Annotated in this window: 23 protein-coding genes; 10 read left to right on the top strand and 13 right to left on the bottom strand. The window is 43.3% G+C overall.

The window, feature by feature from the left end:
- Nucleotides 1-39 precede the first annotated feature (39 nt).
- Nucleotides 40-171 (bottom strand): hypothetical protein, encoded by a 132-nt coding sequence (locus CXF86_RS23075; protein ID WP_257982779.1) that lies wholly within the window; start codon nt 169-171, stop codon nt 40-42.
- A 99-nt stretch (nt 172-270) separates the two neighbouring features.
- Between CXF86_RS23075 and lepB the strand changes: the two genes are divergently transcribed.
- Nucleotides 271-939, top strand: coding sequence for a signal peptidase I (lepB, locus tag CXF86_RS12910; RefSeq protein WP_102039165.1), 669 nt, complete (start codon nt 271-273; stop codon nt 937-939).
- 166 nt (nt 940-1,105) lie between these two features.
- Nucleotides 1,106-1,618 (top strand): TlpA family protein disulfide reductase, encoded by a 513-nt coding sequence (locus tag CXF86_RS12905; protein WP_102039164.1) that lies wholly within the window; start codon nt 1,106-1,108, stop codon nt 1,616-1,618.
- Nucleotides 1,619-1,685: 67 nt separating this feature from the next.
- Here the strand turns inward: CXF86_RS12905 and CXF86_RS12900 are convergent, their stop codons facing one another.
- Nucleotides 1,686-2,204, bottom strand: coding sequence for a hypothetical protein (locus CXF86_RS12900; protein ID WP_102039163.1), 519 nt, complete (start codon nt 2,202-2,204; stop codon nt 1,686-1,688).
- A 233-nt stretch (nt 2,205-2,437) separates the two neighbouring features.
- Between CXF86_RS12900 and ubiD the strand changes: the two genes are divergently transcribed.
- Together ubiD and fre are read left to right on the top strand one after the other, a co-directional pair.
- Complete coding sequence (gene ubiD, locus CXF86_RS12895) at nt 2,438-3,919, top strand: 4-hydroxy-3-polyprenylbenzoate decarboxylase (protein WP_101090308.1); 1,482 nt, start codon at nt 2,438-2,440, stop codon at nt 3,917-3,919.
- Nucleotides 3,920-3,995: 76 nt separating this feature from the next.
- Nucleotides 3,996-4,706, top strand: a complete 711-nt coding sequence (gene fre / locus CXF86_RS12890; protein ID WP_101090309.1) for an NAD(P)H-flavin reductase — start codon at nt 3,996-3,998, stop codon at nt 4,704-4,706.
- 110 nt (nt 4,707-4,816) lie between these two features.
- On the opposite strand, the gene CXF86_RS12885 is transcribed toward fre, so the two are convergent.
- The 11 genes from CXF86_RS12885 to CXF86_RS12835 all read right to left on the bottom strand — a co-directional run bounded on the left by CXF86_RS12885 (nt 4,817) and on the right by CXF86_RS12835 (nt 16,024).
- Nucleotides 4,817-6,103 (bottom strand): winged helix-turn-helix domain-containing protein, encoded by a 1,287-nt coding sequence (locus tag CXF86_RS12885; RefSeq protein ID WP_101090310.1) that lies wholly within the window; start codon nt 6,101-6,103, stop codon nt 4,817-4,819.
- Between the two features lie 231 nt (nt 6,104-6,334).
- On the bottom strand, nt 6,335-7,180 hold the full coding sequence (locus tag CXF86_RS12880) for an ABC transporter permease (protein WP_102039162.1): 846 nt from the start codon (nt 7,178-7,180) through the stop codon (nt 6,335-6,337).
- Entirely contained in the window at nt 7,177-8,178 is a 1,002-nt protein-coding gene (locus tag CXF86_RS12875; RefSeq protein ID WP_102039161.1) for an ABC transporter ATP-binding protein, read from the bottom strand. Before CXF86_RS12875 ends, CXF86_RS12880 begins: the two co-directional genes overlap by 4 nt.
- Nucleotides 8,168-9,499, bottom strand: coding sequence for a nitrous oxide reductase family maturation protein NosD (gene nosD, locus CXF86_RS12870; protein WP_102039160.1), 1,332 nt, complete (start codon nt 9,497-9,499; stop codon nt 8,168-8,170). Before nosD ends, CXF86_RS12875 begins: the two co-directional genes overlap by 11 nt.
- 20 nt (nt 9,500-9,519) lie before the next feature.
- Entirely contained in the window at nt 9,520-10,005 is a 486-nt protein-coding gene (locus tag CXF86_RS12865; protein WP_102039159.1) for a nitrous oxide reductase accessory protein NosL, read from the bottom strand.
- Between the two features lie 133 nt (nt 10,006-10,138).
- The gene (gene nrfD / locus CXF86_RS12860) at nt 10,139-11,086 is read right to left on the bottom strand and encodes an NrfD/PsrC family molybdoenzyme membrane anchor subunit (RefSeq protein ID WP_102039158.1); all 948 of its coding nucleotides are present in this window, start codon (nt 11,084-11,086) and stop codon (nt 10,139-10,141) included.
- 2 nt (nt 11,087-11,088) lie between these two features.
- Nucleotides 11,089-11,793, bottom strand: coding sequence for a 4Fe-4S dicluster domain-containing protein (locus CXF86_RS12855; protein WP_102039186.1), 705 nt, complete (start codon nt 11,791-11,793; stop codon nt 11,089-11,091).
- Nucleotides 11,794-11,847: 54 nt separating this feature from the next.
- Nucleotides 11,848-12,564 carry a nitrite reductase gene (locus tag CXF86_RS12850; protein ID WP_102039157.1) on the bottom strand — a complete coding sequence of 239 codons (717 nt, stop codon included), beginning with the start codon at nt 12,562-12,564 and terminating at the stop codon, nt 11,848-11,850.
- Nucleotides 12,565-12,610: 46 nt separating this feature from the next.
- Nucleotides 12,611-13,402 carry an FKBP-type peptidyl-prolyl cis-trans isomerase gene (locus CXF86_RS12845; RefSeq protein ID WP_101090380.1) on the bottom strand — a complete coding sequence of 264 codons (792 nt, stop codon included), beginning with the start codon at nt 13,400-13,402 and terminating at the stop codon, nt 12,611-12,613.
- A gap of 88 nt (nt 13,403-13,490) precedes the next feature.
- Nucleotides 13,491-13,919 carry a rhodanese-like domain-containing protein gene (locus CXF86_RS12840; RefSeq protein WP_102039156.1) on the bottom strand — a complete coding sequence of 143 codons (429 nt, stop codon included), beginning with the start codon at nt 13,917-13,919 and terminating at the stop codon, nt 13,491-13,493.
- 71 nt (nt 13,920-13,990) lie between these two features.
- Entirely contained in the window at nt 13,991-16,024 is a 2,034-nt protein-coding gene (locus CXF86_RS12835) for a cytochrome c3 family protein (protein ID WP_101090318.1), read from the bottom strand.
- Between the two features lie 617 nt (nt 16,025-16,641).
- Here CXF86_RS12835 and CXF86_RS12830 point away from each other — a divergent pair.
- The 6 genes from CXF86_RS12830 (at nt 16,642) to CXF86_RS12805 (ending at nt 21,157) form a co-directional block, all read left to right on the top strand.
- Entirely contained in the window at nt 16,642-18,639 is a 1,998-nt protein-coding gene (locus CXF86_RS12830; protein WP_101090319.1) for a heme lyase CcmF/NrfE family subunit, read from the top strand.
- Nucleotides 18,626-19,114 (top strand): cytochrome c-type biogenesis protein, encoded by a 489-nt coding sequence (locus CXF86_RS12825; RefSeq protein ID WP_257982788.1) that lies wholly within the window; start codon nt 18,626-18,628, stop codon nt 19,112-19,114. Before CXF86_RS12830 ends, CXF86_RS12825 begins: the two co-directional genes overlap by 14 nt.
- Nucleotides 19,107-19,730 carry a TlpA family protein disulfide reductase gene (locus CXF86_RS12820; RefSeq protein WP_102039155.1) on the top strand — a complete coding sequence of 208 codons (624 nt, stop codon included), beginning with the start codon at nt 19,107-19,109 and terminating at the stop codon, nt 19,728-19,730. The genes CXF86_RS12825 and CXF86_RS12820 overlap by 8 nt, the downstream gene beginning before the upstream one ends.
- Before the next feature lie 229 nt (nt 19,731-19,959).
- Nucleotides 19,960-20,193: a hypothetical protein gene (locus CXF86_RS12815; RefSeq protein ID WP_145991691.1), complete on the top strand. Its 234-nt coding sequence runs from the start codon at nt 19,960-19,962 to the stop codon at nt 20,191-20,193.
- Between the two features lie 4 nt (nt 20,194-20,197).
- Nucleotides 20,198-20,446 carry a hypothetical protein gene (locus CXF86_RS12810; RefSeq protein ID WP_145992387.1) on the top strand — a complete coding sequence of 83 codons (249 nt, stop codon included), beginning with the start codon at nt 20,198-20,200 and terminating at the stop codon, nt 20,444-20,446.
- Nucleotides 20,447-20,578: 132 nt separating this feature from the next.
- Complete coding sequence (locus CXF86_RS12805) at nt 20,579-21,157, top strand: nucleoside triphosphate pyrophosphohydrolase family protein (protein ID WP_101090323.1); 579 nt, start codon at nt 20,579-20,581, stop codon at nt 21,155-21,157.
- The last annotated feature ends 39 nt before the right edge of the window (nt 21,158-21,196 follow it).

Genomic DNA, 21,196 nt, shown 5'->3' with positions numbered 1-21,196 from the left:
CCGTGAATAATAGGGATATCGAGTTAGAATGTAAAGCCTCTATTTGTTCAACTGGGCAACAAATAGACCATTTAATGCATTTTCTGCAATATAGCGGTTTTCTTGCTGTATTATCCAGCAAATTGGCACGTAAAAATCATCGATACAACCCTCTACAGACTCGCAATTCATATTTGGTTACCTTTATATCTAGCTGAAATATGAATTTTTGCAGAGTGACATAGTCTCAAATAGGAGAATAAGCACCAAAATCAATAAAGGAACTATTGTATGAGAAGATTTCTAACGCTACTAAAACAGAACCGCTCACTTATTTTGTTTATTTCACTAATGCTGGTGTTCAGAAGCGCAGTTGCCGACTGGAACAGTGTCCCCACAGGTTCAATGAAACCCACCATCGTCGAAGGTGATCGTCTACTGGTGAATAAAATGGCTTACGATCTGCGTATTCCGTTTACCCATATATCCATTGCCAAGCTTGCTGATCCGCAACGTGGCGACATCGTTATCTTTGACTCAAAGGCCAGTAACAAGAAATTGCTCAAGCGAGTAATAGGCCTTCCCACTGACACAATAGTAATGCGCGACAATGTGTTATCGATTAATGGTGAAGTACTGCAGTATAGCGACGCGTCCGAGCCAAAATTGGATAATTCAGACATTCGGGTTGAGCACCTTTTGGGCTTAAGCCATCAGGTAAAAATTGCAGGGATGTCGGGGCAAGGTGTTATTACACGTCAATCTAGTTTTGGCCCCATTACAGTACCAGAAGGGCATTATTTGGTGCTTGGAGATAATCGCGAACATAGTGCGGATTCAAGAATGATTGGTTTTGTGCCAAGAGCCGAAATCGTTGGCCGTTCAAAAACCGTGGTATTTTCGGCTAACTACGATAATTACTACCTGCCAAGACCAGAGCGTTTCTTCCATTCGCTATAATATTGAGTAAAGGGACCCCGTCCTTTTCTCACAGGCTAGCTGCCTATGGTCTCTAAGCACTATCAGCCGACTTTGCTAATGCTGCATACAACAAGCTTTAAGAAGCCTTATACAAATGGGTTAGGCTTTGTTACTTTAGGGCGACTTACAGATGAATGGATGCCCTATGAGAGCCCTAACACTGATCCTAACCAGCTTGTTTATATTGACGACAACAGGCTGCGCAAACAATATCGAACACGCCACTGCTCAGCAAAACAAAACAGAATACTTAACCTATGTGGAAGCCGGTGACAAAGTGCCTGTAACCCATTTTGTTGATACTCAAGGAAACAGCATTGACCTGAGCGAGTCGCGTAATAATAAGTTACTCATTTTATTCGCCACTTGGTGCCATGATTCACAACGCACCATCAAACACCTCACCGCGTCAGATATTTATTTGAGCCCTAATGTCGATATTATTGGTATTGGTCGAGAGGAAAATAACGCGGCGCTCGATAAGTTTGCCCAAGAGTATGAACTCAACTTTGCCCTCGTTGCTGATACCGATAGAAGTATCTATAACCAATTTGCCAACACAGGTATACCCAGATTGATATTACTCGATGCTGACAATAATGTGGTCAAGACCCTTATTGGTGAAACTGAGAATGTAATAACTGAAGTGGTTTGGTGATTTGCATTAGCGTGAGGTCGCGCTTATATGTGCGACCTTGTTAATACATGTTTGACACCAAACTAAGTTAATCAACCTTGTTGTAGGTTTTACTATTCCAGTCAAACACGTACTCGACCCCTTGCCACTCATAAACAGTGTGACCATCTTTTTGTACCACACGGGCATTTTCCGGCAAATGCGTTAAGCCCGTTGCATAGCTAACACTGGTTGTCACTCGTTCTGGAGGCGATATAACTTTAGCCTCTGCTTGACGGTAAACAGGCTGCTGATAACGATAAGGGGATGTATATTGGTTACGATTATAACCCCAACGAGAACCATAGTGGCCCCAGCCGGGACGGTAATAGCGGCCACGATATGGGTACGAATACCACCCATTTGATACACCAACATTCCAACGCCATGGGTCATTAAAATTTGAATTCCAACCACTGCCCCAGCCTACGCCCACACTAACGTTACTCACAGCCCATAGTGGCGGTGCGACAAAGCGTAAATGCTGCTGTGAAACCGCATTACCAGCCCATGCAGAATTCGACACCAGCAGTATTACCGTAAATAACCTCACTAAAAGTTGTTTCATCGCCATACTCCTACGCTAATATTACATTAGCAAAACATAAAGCATTGACCTATTTTACGCCCAAATACGATTTACACCAATGCCATTTAAAGTCGTGTCGAATGTTAAAACCAACCTATAACTAACGACTGGATCTTTAGCGTACTCGGCTTTGATGAACAGGCGTTTAACGCCTACGTGAATAATGCTATAGTGCGCGCCATATCACACTTTATAGCGATGAGAATTCCCCTATGAGTTTTAAGGATTTACGCAGTTTTATAGACCACCTAGAGAGCAATGGTGAGCTTAAGCGTATTAGTCATCCAGTCGACCCTCATTTGGAAATGACAGAGATTGCCGATCGCGTTCTACGCTCAAAAGGCCCCGCTCTGTTATTCGAAAACCCTGTCGGCAATGACATGCCAGTGCTAGTGAATCTGTTCGGTACGCCGAAACGAGTCGCTATGGCTTTAGGTAAAGAAGATCCTCTCGCACTTCGAGATGTCGGTGAACTACTCGCGTTTCTAAAAGAACCAGAGCCACCGCGCGGCTTTAAAGATGTGATCGCAAAAATCCCGATGTTTAAGCAAGCCTTAAACATGCCGCCTAAAACAGTGCGTAATCCACCTTGCCAACAAGTGGTCAAAAGCGGCGATGAAGTTGATCTAACCCGACTGCCAGTCCAACACTGCTGGCCAGGAGACGTTGCTCCCTTGGTGAGTTGGGGGCTGACAATTACTAAAGGTCCACGCCAAAAGCGCCAAAATTTGGGGATCTATCGTCAGCAATTACTCGGTAAAAACAAACTGATTATGCGCTGGCTTGATCATCGCGGCGGCGCATTGGACTTTAAAGATTTCAAAGAGAAATACCCCGGTGAGCGCTACCCCGTCGTCGTGGCTATTGGCGCTGACCCTGTCACCATTTTAGCAGCCGTGACCCCTGTACCAGACACTATGAGTGAATATGCCTTTGCGGGATTGCTCCGTGGTGAGCGCACTGAAGTGTGTAAAGCTATCACTTGTGATTTAGAAGTTCCCGCCACCAGCGAAATCATTCTCGAAGGCTATATCGATCCTGATGAGATGGCTGAAGAGGGTCCATACGGTGACCATACCGGTTACTACAATGAGACAGACTCTTTCCCTGTCTTTACTGTGACCCACATGACCCATCGAAAAGATGCGATATACCACAGCACCTACACCGGCCGTCCACCTGATGAGCCAGCTATGCTAGGTCTAGCATTGAATGAAGTTTTTGTGCCTATTTTGCGCAAACAATACCCAGAGATCATCGACTTCTATCTGCCACCAGAAGGTTGCTCATACCGTATGGCAGTGATCTCTATCCGTAAGGAATATCCGGGTCATGCCAAGCGTGTGATGATGGGTGCATGGTCGTTCTTACGTCAGTTTATGTACACCAAATTTATTGTTGTCGTCGACGAAGACGTCAACTGTCGAGATTGGAATGATGTGATCTGGGCCATTACGACTCGAATGGATCCCAAGCGTGACACAGTAATGATAGAAAATACGCCTATCGATTATCTCGATTTTGCTTCGCCCGTGACTGGACTCGGTTCCAAAATGGGCATGGATGCAACCAATAAATGGCAAGGTGAAACCGATCGTGAATGGGGTACACCTATCGTGATGGATGAAGCCGTCAAACAAAAAATAGATGCTATATGGAGCGATCTAGGAATAGATGACGCCCCCACCCTATAACGCGGTATAGCCCCTAGGCGATACGCAAAATGTATGTTGAATAAGCTTCCAAAGAGAGGCTCATCAAGGATTAAAGATGAACACCATTAGTTGTACAATTGAAAAAGTCGCACCGTTTAATGATGCGGTATTTCAGGTTATTTTAAAGTCTGCTGTTGCCTTTGATTTTAAAGCTGGCCAATACCTTTGCGTCGTGATGGGAGAGACTGACAAGCGTCCTTTCTCTATCGCTTCAGCGCCTGATAGCCAACACTTAGAGCTTCACATTGGTGCTGCGGTTAGCGAGAGCTATCCAATGCAAGTGGTTGAGCGCCTTAAAGACTGCTTAGCGAATAACAGTACAATTGAGATTGAAATACCCGGTGGCGACGCTCATTTACGCCATGACAGTCTGCGCCCACGTTTACTGATTGCTGGTGGTACTGGATTCTCTTACATCAAGAGTATTGTTGAGCACCAGATAGCACTCGGACAAGAGATTGAGACCACGCTATATTGGGGTTGCCGCACCATTGATGCGATGTACTATGAATCGATTGCTCGTGAGTGGCATGATGCACACCCTTGGTTGCACTTTGTGCCCGTGGTAGAAGAGGCGCCTAGCGACTGGAATGGCAAACAAGCTAACTTGTTAGAGCAACTAAAAACTGACTTTGTGAGCTTGAATGGCTACGACATCTATATTGCAGGCCGGTTTGATATGGTCGGTGCAGCGCGAGAAGTGTTCCGTAGCATGGGGGTTGAAGAAGACCATTTATACGGTGATGCATTCGCATTTATTAAATAACAGTCCCCATTAATCTGAGTCCAGTTTAAATCACATCAAAAACTAATAGGGCACTCATATTCATTATTGAGAGCCCTATTTTGTGCAGATTTTTTCTTTAGATCTGGTGTTTAGATCCTTACCTGATCATACTTATACCAAGCGACAATGCTGCCCAATATCGGTGAAATCCACACGGCACTATTCTCATCAGTATGCACTCGATAAAAATACAACACTTCATCGGTAATATCGTGTTTCCTAATCGCTCGATAGAAATACATTGCTGACGGACTAACACTTTCAGGTTTAATAAACTCTTTTTGACTCACTTTCACTTGAAACACATCAACATCTAAACCATTAATCTGTTGCTGATATTGCTTAAACGTACCACGCAGCTTGTACTTAATCGGTGTCGTTAGGCAGTCTTCATCAGTAATACAAGCCGCCGAATAAAATTGCCCGCTATTATCCCCCTCATAGATCAATGACAGACTGAGATCAGAACGTACCAATAGCTCTCCCGCCACAGGAAAATAGACATCGGCATGATAGTGGTGCTCGGTAATGTCTCCGAGTTCATTTTCATTTTCATTGCGAGGAATTATAATCTTGTTGTAACGGATCCTTTTCTCAAGCCGCTCAGTAAGCTCAGCAAATTGACTGATATTAAGCCCTGCTGGATTAGGATCAATTGCGGTGATGTTCATCAAGTTATGGCCAGTACATTCACCATCAATAACGTTGGGACAGACCGCCATTGAGTAGTTACGCCCATCTGTGGCGACATAGCCTTCGAAGTCGTCAATATGGGTTAAATGGTTACTTTCGGGGGCTAGATGCTTTTGCCACATTGACTGATGTAGATGCTCAACATTACTTTGATAAAACATCGGTACGATCTCTTTAGTGCCGCCGATGTTTAATGCTATTTTTTTATCCGCATTCCACAAACTGCTGTTCTTAACCGTGCTGTGATAGTCACTGTTATACCAACACCACAAAATGAGTATTAAAACAACTAAAATCCCGCCGATTTTGACCAACATAGGAACATCTATAAGCGCTGTTTTTATCGATTCAGCATCATTCACCGCCAGCATTTTAATATGCGATCGCTTCGATACATATAACTCATAGCCACGGCGAGCCACGGTTTTAAGTTGTACTTCTGGATAGGCTTCTAGTTTTTTCCGCAGCGTGCTAATGCATTGTGTTAAAGAGGTAGCGGCAACAACACGATCAGGCCAACCGGCATCGAGTAATGCCTCTTTTCCACATACGCTATCGGCAATCAACAATTGATATAAAACTGCAGATTCTGAAAACGTCAGGCTGATCGTCGTATTATTAGCACGATCGACCAGTTGCTTTGCCTGCTGATCTAGCTCCAGATATGGAGTAACTCTTAGCAAGATTAACCTCTTAAAATTTAGTCATTTGAGTGAGCTAATTAAACCTGCACATTGTCACAAATTATAGTGATAGAAATAAATTGCTATTGTGACAAAAACCTCAATTAAGTGTTCATAGTTAATTGAGGTATGTCATTGTTCACAAAATGAAAAGTATTTATGAACAATCAGATTTAGCACTCTCTAATTTTGCGTCATCATGCCACATTTAGACTAGATAAAGGAAACCCTTTATAACGGTTTACGACTAAAGATCCTTTGAGAAATAACAACCAAAGCACAGATCCAGGCCAACATTAACGAATACATCACCGACATACCCCAATCGATCTCGCCGATCATTGCAAACGCAGTACCCGTGCTATCCGCATCAACAGACACCAAATTAATCGCTCGATAGAGATCGGTTGGGTTCAATGCAATCAGGATATTCAGCACCTGCTTATCCATAAACACCACATCAGATACCAATACCGTGAGTAGCAGCAGATCGTAAATTAACACCAAAATGAACCACACAAACAATAGCCCAGCGACTGCCTTAGCCTTCTCTGTAGCACGCAAACTAACGATATAACCCAACAAGATAAAAATCAGCGCTAATAAATTACTGCTAATGATGAATTGCCCAAAAACACTCACCACTTCGACCACTGAGTATTGGCTACCAAAAACAAGCAATAGCACTGCCGTCGAACCAAAAGCACAACTGGTGGTAATGAGCATAACCACGCTATGGCCCAGCAGTTTACCAATGAGAATTTGGCTACGACTTATAGGATATGACAATAACAACAATAATGTACCAGCCTCTTGCTCACCGACAAAGCTGTCGTAACTGAGCAAAATCGCCGCTAAGGGGATAATAAACACCGAAGTGGTGGATAGACTCGACATTAAATTGGCTAGTGGAGGTAAAGCCAACTCCCCTGTTACCGCGCTCCCCGCAAACGTGACGGATAAAGACAGCAACATAAATATACTGCCCATAAATAAGATCCAACGATTACGTAAACTATCACGTAGCTCTTTGTAAGCAATGACCAGAATAGGAGAAGTTAACGATATGCTATTCATAATAAACTCTGACCTGAGATAGGACTAAATAAAGACTGTAGTGACTGCAACCAACCTTTTTTCGACGTAGCCGCCACGGCAATATCCGATGGCAACGGACTCAGGGGTTGTTGCATAAAGTGATGGTAAATAGCCTCTAAACTTGGCTCGATGACGCTGAAATCAGTACAAAACTTCTGTCGAACTAAATATTCAATGACAGTCTTACGCTCGCTGCTAGCCACTAATAATGCTTGTCCATGACTAAAAGACTGTAAAAAACCATCGCCCTGCACTTTATCAGTGAAATTTGGCAGCCTAATCTGGGTCTTTAGGCCACTTGCGTGGCGCAGATCATCGAGTGTTCCAGAGCCGACTCGACGTCCCCCTGCCAGCAAGAGAGCACTATCGAGATGCTTCTCAACAATTGACAGTTCATGAGTACATACAATCACTGCGCAGCCCTGTTGCTTGAGCGACGCTATTTTTTGATACAAAAACTGTGAGGCTTGTGGGTCAAGGCCAACGGTCGGTTCATCCAGTAATAAGATATCAGGGTGCGACAAAATAGCCTGAGCCACGCCAAGTCGTTGCTTCATTCCTTTTGAGTAGGTCTTTAAGGGGCGATGCTGTGCGTATTCTAATTCAAACTCAGCTATAAGTTGCTTAACCCGTGGGGCTTTTACCCCTTTTAGCGCGGCAAAATAGCTAAGCACCTCCCAGCCCGTTAACTTGTCATAGAAGCTGACATCTTCTGGCAGATAACCCAGATTGACTCGCTGCTGTGACGCTTGTCCTCTCTGTACTGTTAACTGACCTGTAGTGGGCGGAATTAAGCCTAAAATCAACTTTATTAGGCTAGATTTACCGGCGCCATTATGGCCGAGCAACGCTAACGTTTGCCCTTGATACACATCCAAATTAATGTCATGTAATACCTCAACATCACCAAAGCGTAGCCCCACATGTTTAACGTTGACCACTGGGATATTATAAGTTGGACTCGTATTACTGTTCATAGACAAACTCACTTTCGAACATATCTGACTCAACAGGATGATTGATCGGAAACGGCTGCATTAGCGGGTAATCATCTTTAATGCCAGTGACCGTGAATACGGTCAGTTGCGACTCAACCCAACGCAGAAGGGAAACAACTGGGCTATTCATTAAGAATTTGGCTTCAGGATAACGCCAAAAAAGTTTGTCCATTGAATCATTAGGTTGATAACTCTGCGCGCCAATGCCATCTTGAGTATGATCCCAGCCCATGTAGCCACTCCAATAGTTACCGCGACCCGCTAAGCTCCACTGCAGTAACTCATCGCCCACATATTTCACTTGAATAAGGTTATTAATAAAGTTGTTCTCATAAATACGGTTCTTCTCCCCACCCATTGCCATCGCAATACCTATATCACTCATCGCAAACTCATTCCCACGGATCTCATTATCTAAGGCGCCGTAAATGAACATGGCTCGGCCTTGATTGCCCAAGGCTTCCTGTCCATTAGGATTATGGATATTTCGTAATACATTGAACTCAATACGCGCACCATTGGTGATGTTTAATAACACGCCATACTCAGTGGCATTTTGTGTCCTGTTATGATGTAAATACACCAATTTTGAGCTCATGATCGCGTAACCACCGTTCACATTTTCGCTCACATTACCGTAAGCTTCATCTTGCTCGCTATACATGTAATGAATGCCGTACTGCAGCCCATAAAAGCGGTTGTTGGTAACTAAACTGCCTTTACTCGATTCGATATAGACGCCATCTCTGACATGATCGATTTTATTGAATTCAATGACGGCCTGCTCAACGCGATTGAGATAAATGCCATCACCTCTATCAAGAACGTGCAACAAGGGATTACCAGAGATTCGATTATGGCGGATAGTCAACTCTCGGCTATCGTCGGCGCGGATCCCAAACCCATCGCCCACTAAGCGGTTACCGTTAATCGTTATCTTGTCCGTTTGTTCTGCAATCCAAATACCGGCATCATTTTCATACAGATCGGCGCCCCAATTTCGAATGCTGAGACCTTGTATAGCTACATCGCTGGCACTGACTTTTATCGCACTGCCATGGCCTAGAGCATCAATATCAGCACCCTCTAACCCTTTCAACATTAACGCTTTAGTGATCTCAAAATTACCGGTGTAACTAGCAGCTTGCAGTATTATGGTATCCCCAGCGTTAGCACTAAGTAACTGCTCACGTAGCTCAGAGTTATTATTAACTATCCATGTTGCCGCCATCACAGCATTGCTAAGCACAACGATTGCAATAATCGTAATAAGGGCGATAACATGAGCCATTTTTGACATTGAAATAAGCCTAATTAAGGTTACTCACCTGCAAGTAACTGGGTATCAATTTGGTCATAACTCAGCACTATGCCGCCTAACTCCTGAGAAAATTTGAGCGCGCCTTCTTTAGTACCAAAACTAGCAACCGCTGGACCCATTACCGCTTTTTTACTCGCACCATAGACATACCATGCTGTTTTAGCATCAATAAAGGCGCTATCTTCGGGCGATTCCCAATTCGTTGTTGCCATATCATGCACAAAAAGGTCCGTCACTTGACGTTGATTTTCGCTTTGTAGTGCAAAATTAAACATGTCTCGAGTCGAGCAGAATTTAGGAGTAATCAGCTGTCCTTTTAGATGCACCTGACCTTTAGGCCCAGGATATTTCTTGATCATCATGCCACACATATGACAACGATCATGTTCATGAATGGCTTGTGCTACGACTACAGCGGTGTCGCTGGAGTCCTGACTACACGCAAATAATAAAGGCAATAACAGCAAGCCCCATAACTTTTTCATTGACGACCTCAACTCCAGTAATAATTGTTTTCTAACTGACTTAGCTTTCAGTTCAACACCCAATTGCAGCCCTGCAGGGGCGGCGCAATTGGGGGCTGACCTACTCGCTCTCTGTCACATATACTTTGGACTATTAAATCGCAAAGTTTTGTCCCGCATACAGAATGAACAAACGTAAACACATCATGCCTGTTACCGCACAAACACCTGAGGCATAAAATGCTTTAGCAGAATGGCTAAACGACTTACTGGTGGCAAAGTTCAGCAACAGCGGACCAGCAAAGCCTATCCCTATAACCCCGAGCCAAAACACGTTTGCCCACTCACCAGAATGAAAAGCAACAAAGGCACTTTGTGCGCCTGCGTTTCCTGTCATTAACGAGGTGACAATCATAAAAATGAACATGGCTTCAGCAAACATAATCGGCCATTCAGCACCATGGAGTAGCTTCATGTCTTGGCTATGCAGATCTTCTTTGAAGAATGACACTGCCAACATTTTTGCTGATGCTGCACCCGCTGATATCCCTGACGCAATGAATAACGCCGGCAACACCGATGTATTTATGATGGGGAAACGGATCAAGGCTGAGATAAGGAAACCTGTGTAGGCACACACTGATAACGCTAATATCAACACCAGCACTTCAATTGGCTTGCGCACACCTTTCAATTTTTCAATGATCGGTAATAACACTTTCAGTGCTGGTATTGAGCGCAACTCCTCTTCTAGTGCCAGTAATGCAACAATCGCGGTTAATGGGATATAAACCGTTAAAGCAATCACACCAATTGACATCACAGAACTAAGGTTGTAATAAACCAAGATCCTCCAGAAGAACAAAGGGTTAGTTAAGTCTAAAACTAAACACAACATGCCCAAACTGATGGTCACAAACGAGATTACAGCTGCCGCTTTATAGAAAGGCGTGTTGGTCGTCTGTTTTTTATAGAAACGAATAAATATCGCAGTGGCTAGCGCTCCACCGGAAATTCCCGCAAAAAACAGATAAACCGCAATCGGCCAAGGCCAGGCAATGCCCTCAGATAAGCCGATGGTAAAATCAATAGTTCCGTCCATAGCTATACCCCTAACTTAACAATTGGTATGTATCTCAAGCTCGGTTCAGTGCCAAATTCAGGCTTGATCCGCACGGAGTCCTTCACTCTTAAAAGCTTGCTCACATAAGAGGTAAGGTCATTCGCATCACCAAAAATCAACGCATCATAACGGCATTGTTGCACGCAAGCTGGAAGCTCACCTTTAATCAATTTACTGTTTAAACAGAAATCACAGTTATCCGCTACATCGGTTTCTTTATTGATAAAACGCGCATCATAAGGACAAGCACCAATACAGTATTTACAACCTGCACATTTGGCTTTATCCATAGTCACAATGCCCGTTTTTTCATCTCTATGGGCTGCGCCCGTAGGACAAACAGTGACACAAGGAGCGTTCTTACATTGCTGACAAGAAACACGCACATATTTGCGTTCGCAATTACATTCTGTTTTGCCGCAATGAGGACATATTTCACCCGCTACACCACCTGATAACTGCTCCATAACCATGCGAGACTTACCATCGGGTAGATTATTTGCGACATTACATGCGTCCTTACATTCACCGCACCCAGTACATTTATTTTGATCAAACACCATCACGTAATGGGGTTTGTTTGCATCTGACTCTTCTTTGACTGAACTGCACCCTAAGGGCGCTATTATCAAAGAGCTGGCTCCTAAGCATTTAAGGAACCTCCGTCTCTCTATATTTTCACTCACAGCATCCTCCATCTAGCCAGCTATATTGCCGACCTATTCTCTATTGGTGTGACTTTACTCAGATGCAGTCACTGAACGATTAGCTATTTTTTGCTCGGTTCTTAAAATTGCATTGTTAATTGAGGCTCTATTAAAGCTCTGGCTGTCGCTACGGAGTAACAACTGCCAATGTTCAATCGCTTTGGCATACTCTTGATTGAGATAAGCATCCGTCGCGATCAGTAATTGCGCTTGGGATTCAAATTCATCAAGGGCTAACGCTCTAGCCAAAACTAAACGGGTATCGATGCTCATCTGGCGGCTATCACGGTAGTACATGGCAGTCGCTTTCATCCCTAAGGTTTGAGCATCCTCACCAGTAAAGGCAAGTAGTTCATTTAGCGTCGCAACAGACTGGGCATATAGCCCGCCATCGACATAAGATTGAGCCAAAGTTAACAATGCAATTTCGTTGTTAGGTTGCTCGTTGACTTTACGTGCATTTTTATTGATATCTGCGGCGATCAGATAATCAATGTTGTCGTCTATTACTCCTTTATCCCACTCGGAAAAACGGCCTAACTGGCTATAAAGCACCAGAGGTACAATTAATATCACTAAAGAAATTACTGTTGGCACTGCTCCATTTACGGCTCTTCCTTTAGCAGTAGACAAAATATCTTGGCTCGCTAGATCAGAACGTTGGAGATGACGAGCTTGAAGGTGATGGCCCCAAACACACGCAATGACACTAACCAGACAACAACCAATGCCAACAGCAAGACTACTCATAGTGACTCTCTAATTTAGTTAGATAACGACTCAGGCACTTAACGTACTAGTGCGCTTTGTCCATTCCCATCATGCCACCCATTCCCATGCCGCTAAGTCCCATACCGTGGGAGTTTTCGCCTGGGGCTTCAACTTTGACGAGTTCAACTTCAAACACCAACGTTGAACTTGGCGGAATGATACCGACCTGCTTTTGACCATAGGCAAGCTCAGATGGAATTGAAAACTTGTAGGTAGAACCTTCTGTCATTAGAGGGATCCCTTCTTGCCAACCCTCAATGACACTCATTAAAGCAAAACGATTAGGTTCATCACGATCGTAGGAATTGTCGAATTCAGTTCCATCAACCAAGTAGCCTTTATAGTGAACAGTGACCACATCTTCAGGGCCTGGTTTACGTCCTTCACCCTCTGATATCACTTCGTATTGCAAACCCGAATCGGTCACACTGACGCCGGGCAGCTTTTTGTTATTGGCTAGGAAGGTACTTCCGGCTGTAATATTTTGTTGAGCTATTCGCTCTTCAGCCGCCTCTTTAGCACTATTGAGTTGCACTGAGCGCTGATTTAAATAGGTGAGGATCTCTTCATCTGAGAATTGTGGATTATTCTTCAGTGCATCCACGACACCCTCAATAACCAGTTCAACATTAACCTCTGCACCCAACTCTGTTTGAGCGAAAATCTGGCTAGAGAGGTATTTACCGATTGAGGCGCCGATACTATATGACTCTTTCTGTACGTCGCTAGTCAGGTCTGTGTTTGCCATGCTGTTAGCGGAAATAAATAGCGAAAGTCCCGTCACAACAGCTAAAGACGTTTTTACAAATGTTTTCATGTTCATCATCTCTTTTAATAAGGTCGTCATTCATTAAATTGATTACAGCAGTTCCATCTGTGTAGTCATTCATCACTGGATTGATCTATTATGGTTTTTCAGTCACCCGGTTTGATAAGCGCCAGCCATAAATCCCTTCTGGCATTTGTCTAACATCGGTGTAGCCCAACTTCATTGCTGCTCTGGCGGCAATTTCACTCGCATTGCAAAGCCTATTCGCACAATAGAACACCATCTGGGTGTCTTTTTTTGCGGGTAGAAGCGTTTTCCAATCTTTAACATTGAAGTAAATAGCACCTGGTATAAATCCCTCAGCCCACAGCTCCAACGTGTTGACATCAAAAAAGTAAACGCCCTCTTTACCCACTAAGCCATCCACTTCCATCATGGTGATGGTATTGAGTTGGTGCTCGTAATGCGGAGCTAAGGCCATCTCTGAGCCACCACCCGCTATACAGCTTGCCGAACTAAGGAGTAAAGTCAGTGTTACTAGCATTTGACCAAGTACTCTTTTCATAATCTTCCCTCTTATATCTCGACACCGTTTATGACTTATTCGGGTGCCGAGATAGTTAACGATTAAGCTGCTTACTTCGCAGCGTAACCTGTTCCGTCAAGGATGTTTTGCGCTTGAGTGACATAAGTCAGCGCTGCATCTAGACGTTTCTGGCTATAACGGAAACCATGTACACCCCAAGAACCATCTTTCTTAATCAGATCAACAGTTTCTTTCGCTTTTTCAGCCAACATAAGCACTTGTGTCTTATCTTCGGTTGATAGCTTGGTGACTTCGAGTAGCTGATCGATTCGCTCGAGTGCTTGCTCAACTTTGGCGTGAACCTCTTTGACGGGAGTCTGCATCTTCATGACTTCGCCATAGATCTCCATCTGGTCTTCATAATGCAGACCGGTTTCAAGCTCTGATTGGAACTGGCTGTGACAACCTTTGTTATCTACCACATCGTGGTCAGAAATTGAGGTACGAGCGCAAGACCACATCAAATCGAGATATGAGCGACCTTCTTCGTTCTTAGCAACCGTCCAACCTTTGCCAGCTTTTGGCCCTTGAGTACGAGGCTCGCCTTCAGGTGGGTTCAAAGTTTTACGTGTTGGGTTAACATCAATTTTCCACATGTGAGACTTACGAACCGCGTCGAAGCCCGCTTGGTCAGGGAACTGCATTGCTTTGAAGTTTTCACAGCTACCCATATTTGGCATATGACAGCTTTGACATGTTTGCTTGCTATGAGTATCTGTATTTTCAGCAATCAAAGTTTGTGCTTCGTGGCAATCCTTACAGTCTTTCTTTAGCTTTGGCTTGGTGATGCCAGACATCCAAGTGCCGTCAGTCACTTCATGTGGATCGTGACAAGTAGTACAGCGCATGCCTTTCTCATAATGCGCAGAGCCATACATTTGTGAACCTTCAGTACCACAAGATGGACAAAGAGACTTCATCTTCACACCAAAGGCATACTCACCTTTCTCTTGTGCTTCCGGTGTGTCCATAAGTGCAGGGTTGTACTGGAAGCGTTGATGACAACGTTCACAGTTAGACTGCATGCCACCCGTACCACCATCTAAATGACCGCCAGCGCCATGACACTCTTCACAAGCAATACCCTTACTGATGGTATGTTCTTGTAGTTTCTTAGGATCACCTAAGGCATCGAAGAACTCTTGTTGATTTTGGAAATCAAATTTGAAAGAGTGACAAATTTCACAATATGAACTTGCAGGTTGGAACAACATCTCTTTACGGTATTTAGCACCGTATGAGCTCATGCCTTTCTGATGCGATCCTGAACCACCAAACTCTTCTAACGTTGTCGGGAATTCAGGAATAACAGCATTAATTTTTTTAGCCATATCATCGGTAAGCCACTCAGCCCACCCACGTGAAAACTGGTTAGCACCAGCAACCATTTTACCGGTACCGTCGCGCAGCAAACCGCCTTCGATATGGTAAGTACCACGGACTAACCAAGCATCAATGTAACCGTATTTAGTACGAGGAGTACCAATAGTGGCGTAGATCATGTCAGGGGTAATACCGTCAGCCAAGATAGAGGTGTCTTTAGTGCCATACATTGGTTTTTTCAGATCGTTATCCACTTCTGGGTGTTCACCAGGAAAACGAACTGATTGGGCATGACGCGAACGCTGCCACTTCTCATATTGAGTAGCATGACACTCAGCGCACTTTTCTGGACCAACAAAATTGTTTGGATAATCCAAAATAGATTTCGCACCTAAACGGTACTGTACAGCACGAGGCTTACCATCAATTGAGCTGTAATCAGGGCTGTGTCCAGTATCTAAATACTCTTCGCCACGATCACTGATGTGGTAATCACCCACTAAGTTACCTGACTCTTGATATTTAAATAGAGGATGATTTTCGAACAAGAAATCGAATAATTCTTCTTCTTGAACAATATAATCTTGTAGCGTTTTCACGCCATTAATACGTTCAGTACCTTTGTAATTGGCAATAGCTTCTTTAGCTGTTTTACCCATTTCAGGTACGCTGTTGTATTTACCACCACTGGCATTAACATTAGCAATGGCACCAAAACAAAACAGCATGCTTAATGCTACCTTGTGCTTCCATCGTCTCATCATTCACTCCTACTTATTATCAGTTTATTTTTAAACTCTCATCTTATCTTTAACGCATCACATTAGAATTTGGATTTATCGAAAGAAGAAATAACATCACCGTTTAGTTATTTATCGCAGTCGACATCTATACCTACATTAAAATGTTTTTTACAAAACCTAACCGTTCACCGAACGACTTAAACAACTGAGCAACCGCTATTCTCCTGATTGACCCGAGGAAAAACATGCGCTAGAGCACATAAACAAACGCGTTAGTTATGATTAAATATAAAAATTAAATACTTCTTTATTAACAGATACATACGATTTTATTACATTGATTATTAAGATGTAAAACTTATGATTTTTAGATCTAAAAATAGTTCAAAAACAACATTTATATATTAAAAATAATAGCAATTGGATATTGCCAATTAGACTTTGAACTTCATCCCATTATTAAACTACATTCTGAATTAGTCTTATAAAAAGAAACGCAGATTGTTTTTAAATACAGTGAGAAACAATTAGCCATAGGTAACGTCAGTACCTAACTCAAATTCCAAAGTATCGTAAAACCGATATAATATTCTTGTATTGATTGCTCTGAATTAATTATAAACATAGGAAAAGTCATGATTCCGGAGATAGGTTTAACATTGCTTATTGTATCTTCTACTTTATCGTTTATATTATCATTTATAACGATTATGGGTATTAAGCTAAACAGTGAATATTTACTCAGCTATACAAAACCATTAACAACACTGATGTGTTTAACGCTGATATCGTCAATACTATCTCTGGCTTATTGCTTCTTAGTTAATGATTTTTCTGTCGCCTACGTTGCTAATAACTCGAATACACAGTTAGCCACCTTATATAAAGTCGCTGCGGTGTGGGGCTCCCATGAAGGCTCAATGTTGTTTTGGGTCGTCGCCATTGCAATTTGGGCAACTTTTATCATTAATCGTGCTCCAGCCACTGATCAATATTTCCATCAAAAGCTTGTAGCAGTCGCCGCATTACTCATATTAGGGTTTTGTCTTTTTCTACTGTTTACCTCTAGCCCCTTCACGCGACTATTACCCGGTATCCCAATTGAAGGCAGAGATCTCAACCCCATTCTGCAAGACATTGGGCTGGTAATTCATCCTCCACTACTTTTTCTCGGCTACGTTGGGCTAACTATCTGTTTCGCTGGTGCCGTTGCTGCATTGCTATCTGGTGGGTTAAGCCAACAATATGCTCGCTACCTTCAACCATGGGCCATTTTGGCTTGGGTCTTTTTAACCGGAGGTAATGCATTTGGCTCATGGTGGGCCTATAACGAACTTGGCTGGGGTGGTTGGTGGTTTTGGGACCCTGTAGAGAATGCCTCGTTTATCCCGTGGTTAGTTTCAACTGCAATGGTTCACTCCATATTACTCACTGCGAAACGAGGCATATTAGGTTCTTGTAGTATTTTCTTGGCCATTATGGCCTTTTCTTTAAGCCTACTCGGAAGCTTCTTAGTACGTTCTGGGGTGGTCCAATCGGTGCATGCCTTTGCGTCAGATCCCACCCGTGGCGTATCAATACTGATACTACTCATTGTATTTTCTGGCTCTGCGATGGCATTGTTTGCTCAGCGAACGTCAATAAAGGCTGCGCCAATGACATTTTCACTACTGTCTAAAGAAGGTCTAATACTATTCGGTAATATGTTACTGGTCATTGCTGCTATTTCGGTGCTACTGGGAACTTGCTACCCCCTCATTTTCGAGGTTATATCCGGACAAACTATCTCTGTAGGTGCCCCCTATTTCAACAGTATTTTTATCCCAATTGCTGCGCTTATATTTTTACTGATGGGCTTGGCACCACTGCAAAACTGGCAGCATAGCGCCAAGATGCGACCACCTCTAATATTAGCGGCTGTGTGTATGTTAATGGCACTAATTATCACCTTGGTAACTAGAGACACATTTAGTTTTTGGCTTCTACTCGGTTTGTTCTCCTCTCTATGGATTATAAGCGCTACAGGGCTTGCATTAGTTCAGAGAATTGCTTTTAAAGACGATGAGTTAGGCACTGGAAAAGACTCTTCATCATTGCGCTTTTACGCGATGTGTTTTGCTCATCTTGGCGTCGCTATATCAATTCTAGGGGTGACGTTAGTGTCTAACTTTGAGTCCGAAGAGCTACTCCGTATGGGGCCTGGTCAAGGTAAGACTCTGGCTGGCTACAGCTTTATTTATGATGAGACACAAGCCGTTGAACGTAACAGCTACACCGCCATTCAAGCTCAAATAAGAGTGCTGGATAACCAAAACCAGTTTGTGACTTACCTCTATCCGCAAAGGCAAACATTTAAAACCAATGGCATGGAGATGTCAGCGGCAGGAATACATAGCGGCTTCTTAGGTGACTTATATATTTCTATGGGGCAAAAACTGACGAATAAGCGCGGGCTCAATGACAATGAATACCTCATCAGGATCAGTTACAAACCGTTAGTAAGCTGGATATGGTTGGGCGCATTATTCATGATGCTTAGCGGGCTTGTCATTGTCTTGGCGACAAGCAAGAGCGTTGCGCCGATACCTTCGCTAACACTAAAGTACCGGGGGCACTCCAATGAATTGGCATAATGGCATTATGAATGGCGCACTCCGTTTTAAGCTGCTCACACAAAACGTACTATCTATTGTACTGATTTTATTATTACTGCTGTTTTGTGTCACAGCTACGGCCCAAGATACTCTAGCACCGACACATTATACTCATGAACAAAAAAGGGACATTGGCTTTCAAATCGCCCGCGAATTACGCTGTCCGATGGCGGTGAATCAAAATTTATTTGATTCACAAAGCAAAATAGCCAGTGAGCTTAAAGGACAGATATTTTTGATGTTGGACGAAGGGCAATCTAAAGCCGCCATTATTGATTTTATGGTACTACGCTACGGCGAAAAGATCCGCTACATGCCAACACTTAGCAGTCATACTTTTATACTCTGGTTTATACCAATAATTTTGGTTCTACTCGCCATAATAGGCCTATTTTTCTTCGTGCAGCCAACATTGAAGCCTCAAAAACTTACGCAGGACTCCCCCCATGACTAATTTTATTATTCGCCCACTCTGTAATGCTAAGCAGTTGATAGCGTCTTTCTTAGCTGTCGCAGCACTTAGTTTTACGCTAGTTGTTCCAGCACACGCATCACTCCCCACTCAAAAAGTTTACAACACGGGGCAGCCGATAGAAAAGCCGATGATCATGTCACGCTTTATAGAGATGAGTTCAGCAAGACAAGTCCCTAATGTTAGTTTTGTCGATACCGAAGGCGGCTCCATTAATTTAAAGCAGTTCGACGGCAAAGTGATACTGATGAGTCTATGGGCGACATGGTGCGCTCCCTGCTTAAAGGAGATCCCACAAATGGAAGCCATTAAACAGGCAAATATCAATAACAATTTAGTTGTACTGCCGGTTTCTATTGATGAAGAAAGCGATAAGGTCGCCGCTTTTTTAGCACGTCATGATCTTGGTTACTATCACACATGGCTTGACCCTGAAATGAACATCGATAACGTCATGCCAGCCGATGTTGTACCGGCCACTTATGTATTTGACGGTTCTGGTAACCTTATTGGATTTCTGCGTGGCTACCTCGACTGGAGTGATAAAGATGTCCAACCCTACCTAGAGAAACTCATCAGTAAATACGCAAAACGCTAAGTAGATATCCTCGCTATACTCTAGCGCAAAGCTAAATTATCGCGCTGCCCTTTTGATGATTATCAAAAGGGCTTTTTTCTGCTTAAAAATAAAACTTGTCATGCCACTTTAAAATCGATGTAAAGAGATAACGATAGATAGTTTAACGGAGCGCGTTCAACAATACTTTTATTACCGCTAGTATTGTTTTATGGTGATGTTCCGCTTAATGCCACAGACGAGTCAGCATATGGAAGTGTTTAAAATTAGTCGTATTACCGCTGCCGAAGGCATTTTCAAGATCTCTGGGGAAGTATCGACAAGCAAGTCGAGCGATACAGGTAAGCAGTCAGTTCGTATCACGGCCCTAGACATAATGAGTACCGACGGCTGGCAAGCATTGGATATCAGTGCAGACCCCGTGCAAACACTCATCCATAAGCTTAATCCTCTAATCCTTTGCCACCTAGAAGTAGAGGTCTAAAGTGATGATAAACATTAAACCTTCAAGCCTGTTTATTATTCTTATGTTGCTCATGTCGTCATTAACTGCCTGCAGCGTGCAACAAACTCAATCCGTTGCCGAGCCTTTTATCAGTGGTGCGGACAATGCTCGCGAGGCTAGAGAAGATCAAGAGGCGCACAATATTAATGACCAACAGACAAGCAATAGAGATGTTGAAGTGGGTATTTTAAGTACCATCATGGCATTTTTGTTTTCAGGCAGTGGGGGTTAACCCGTAAATCCAAGCTGCTAACATAACAAAATGCGCTTGAGTACGTTCAACAGCACTACCAACCTTTCATTTTCAGGTCCATTTCTTTACTATGACGGCAATTTTTTAATATTAGTGCCAAGGGTATTACTTATGAAACTATCTGCTTTAGACCAGCCTCTCTACGATCATCTTTATGGTGATATTCACCAATTCCGTGCCACATTTGATCTACCTATTGAAGATGAATCAACGCTAGATGATAAAGCCGATACGTTGCACACTTCGCTGGCAATTGAAGAGTTAACTGAACTTGCTGAAGCTGATAGCCGCGTTGAACAAGCCGACGCTATTGTCGATTCAGTCTATGTATTGATGGGGCGTCTAGTGCACTTAGGCGCTAAAAAAATATCTGACCATGTTGAAATAAGCTACGTGATTGACCTGCTTTTACATGTTGCTAAGAACCGTGAAATCGACTTTATCACTTGTTGGGATGAAGTACATTCAAGCAACATGAGTAAAGTCTGTCGCAATGAGCAAGAGCTGACAGAGACTATCGCTTTTTACGCTAAGCAAGGTGTAGAGATCGTTGGCAGTACCAAAGGCAATTTCATTATCGCTAAGTGCGCCAAAGACGTCGATATGGCGGGTAAAATTGTCCGCCAAGGCAAGGTGTTAAAATCGGTTTACTATCGCCCCGCGGACTTAGAAGCACTTGTAAAAAACTAGTCTTCTATCGACATAGCCTCTTTATCAAAATCTTTAATT

The organism is Shewanella sp. GutCb, assembly GCF_002836135.1.
Taxonomy (GTDB): domain Bacteria; phylum Pseudomonadota; class Gammaproteobacteria; order Enterobacterales; family Shewanellaceae; genus Shewanella.
The sequence above is the reverse complement of the archived record's forward strand: the minus strand, read 5'-3'. Positions and strand labels throughout refer to the sequence as shown.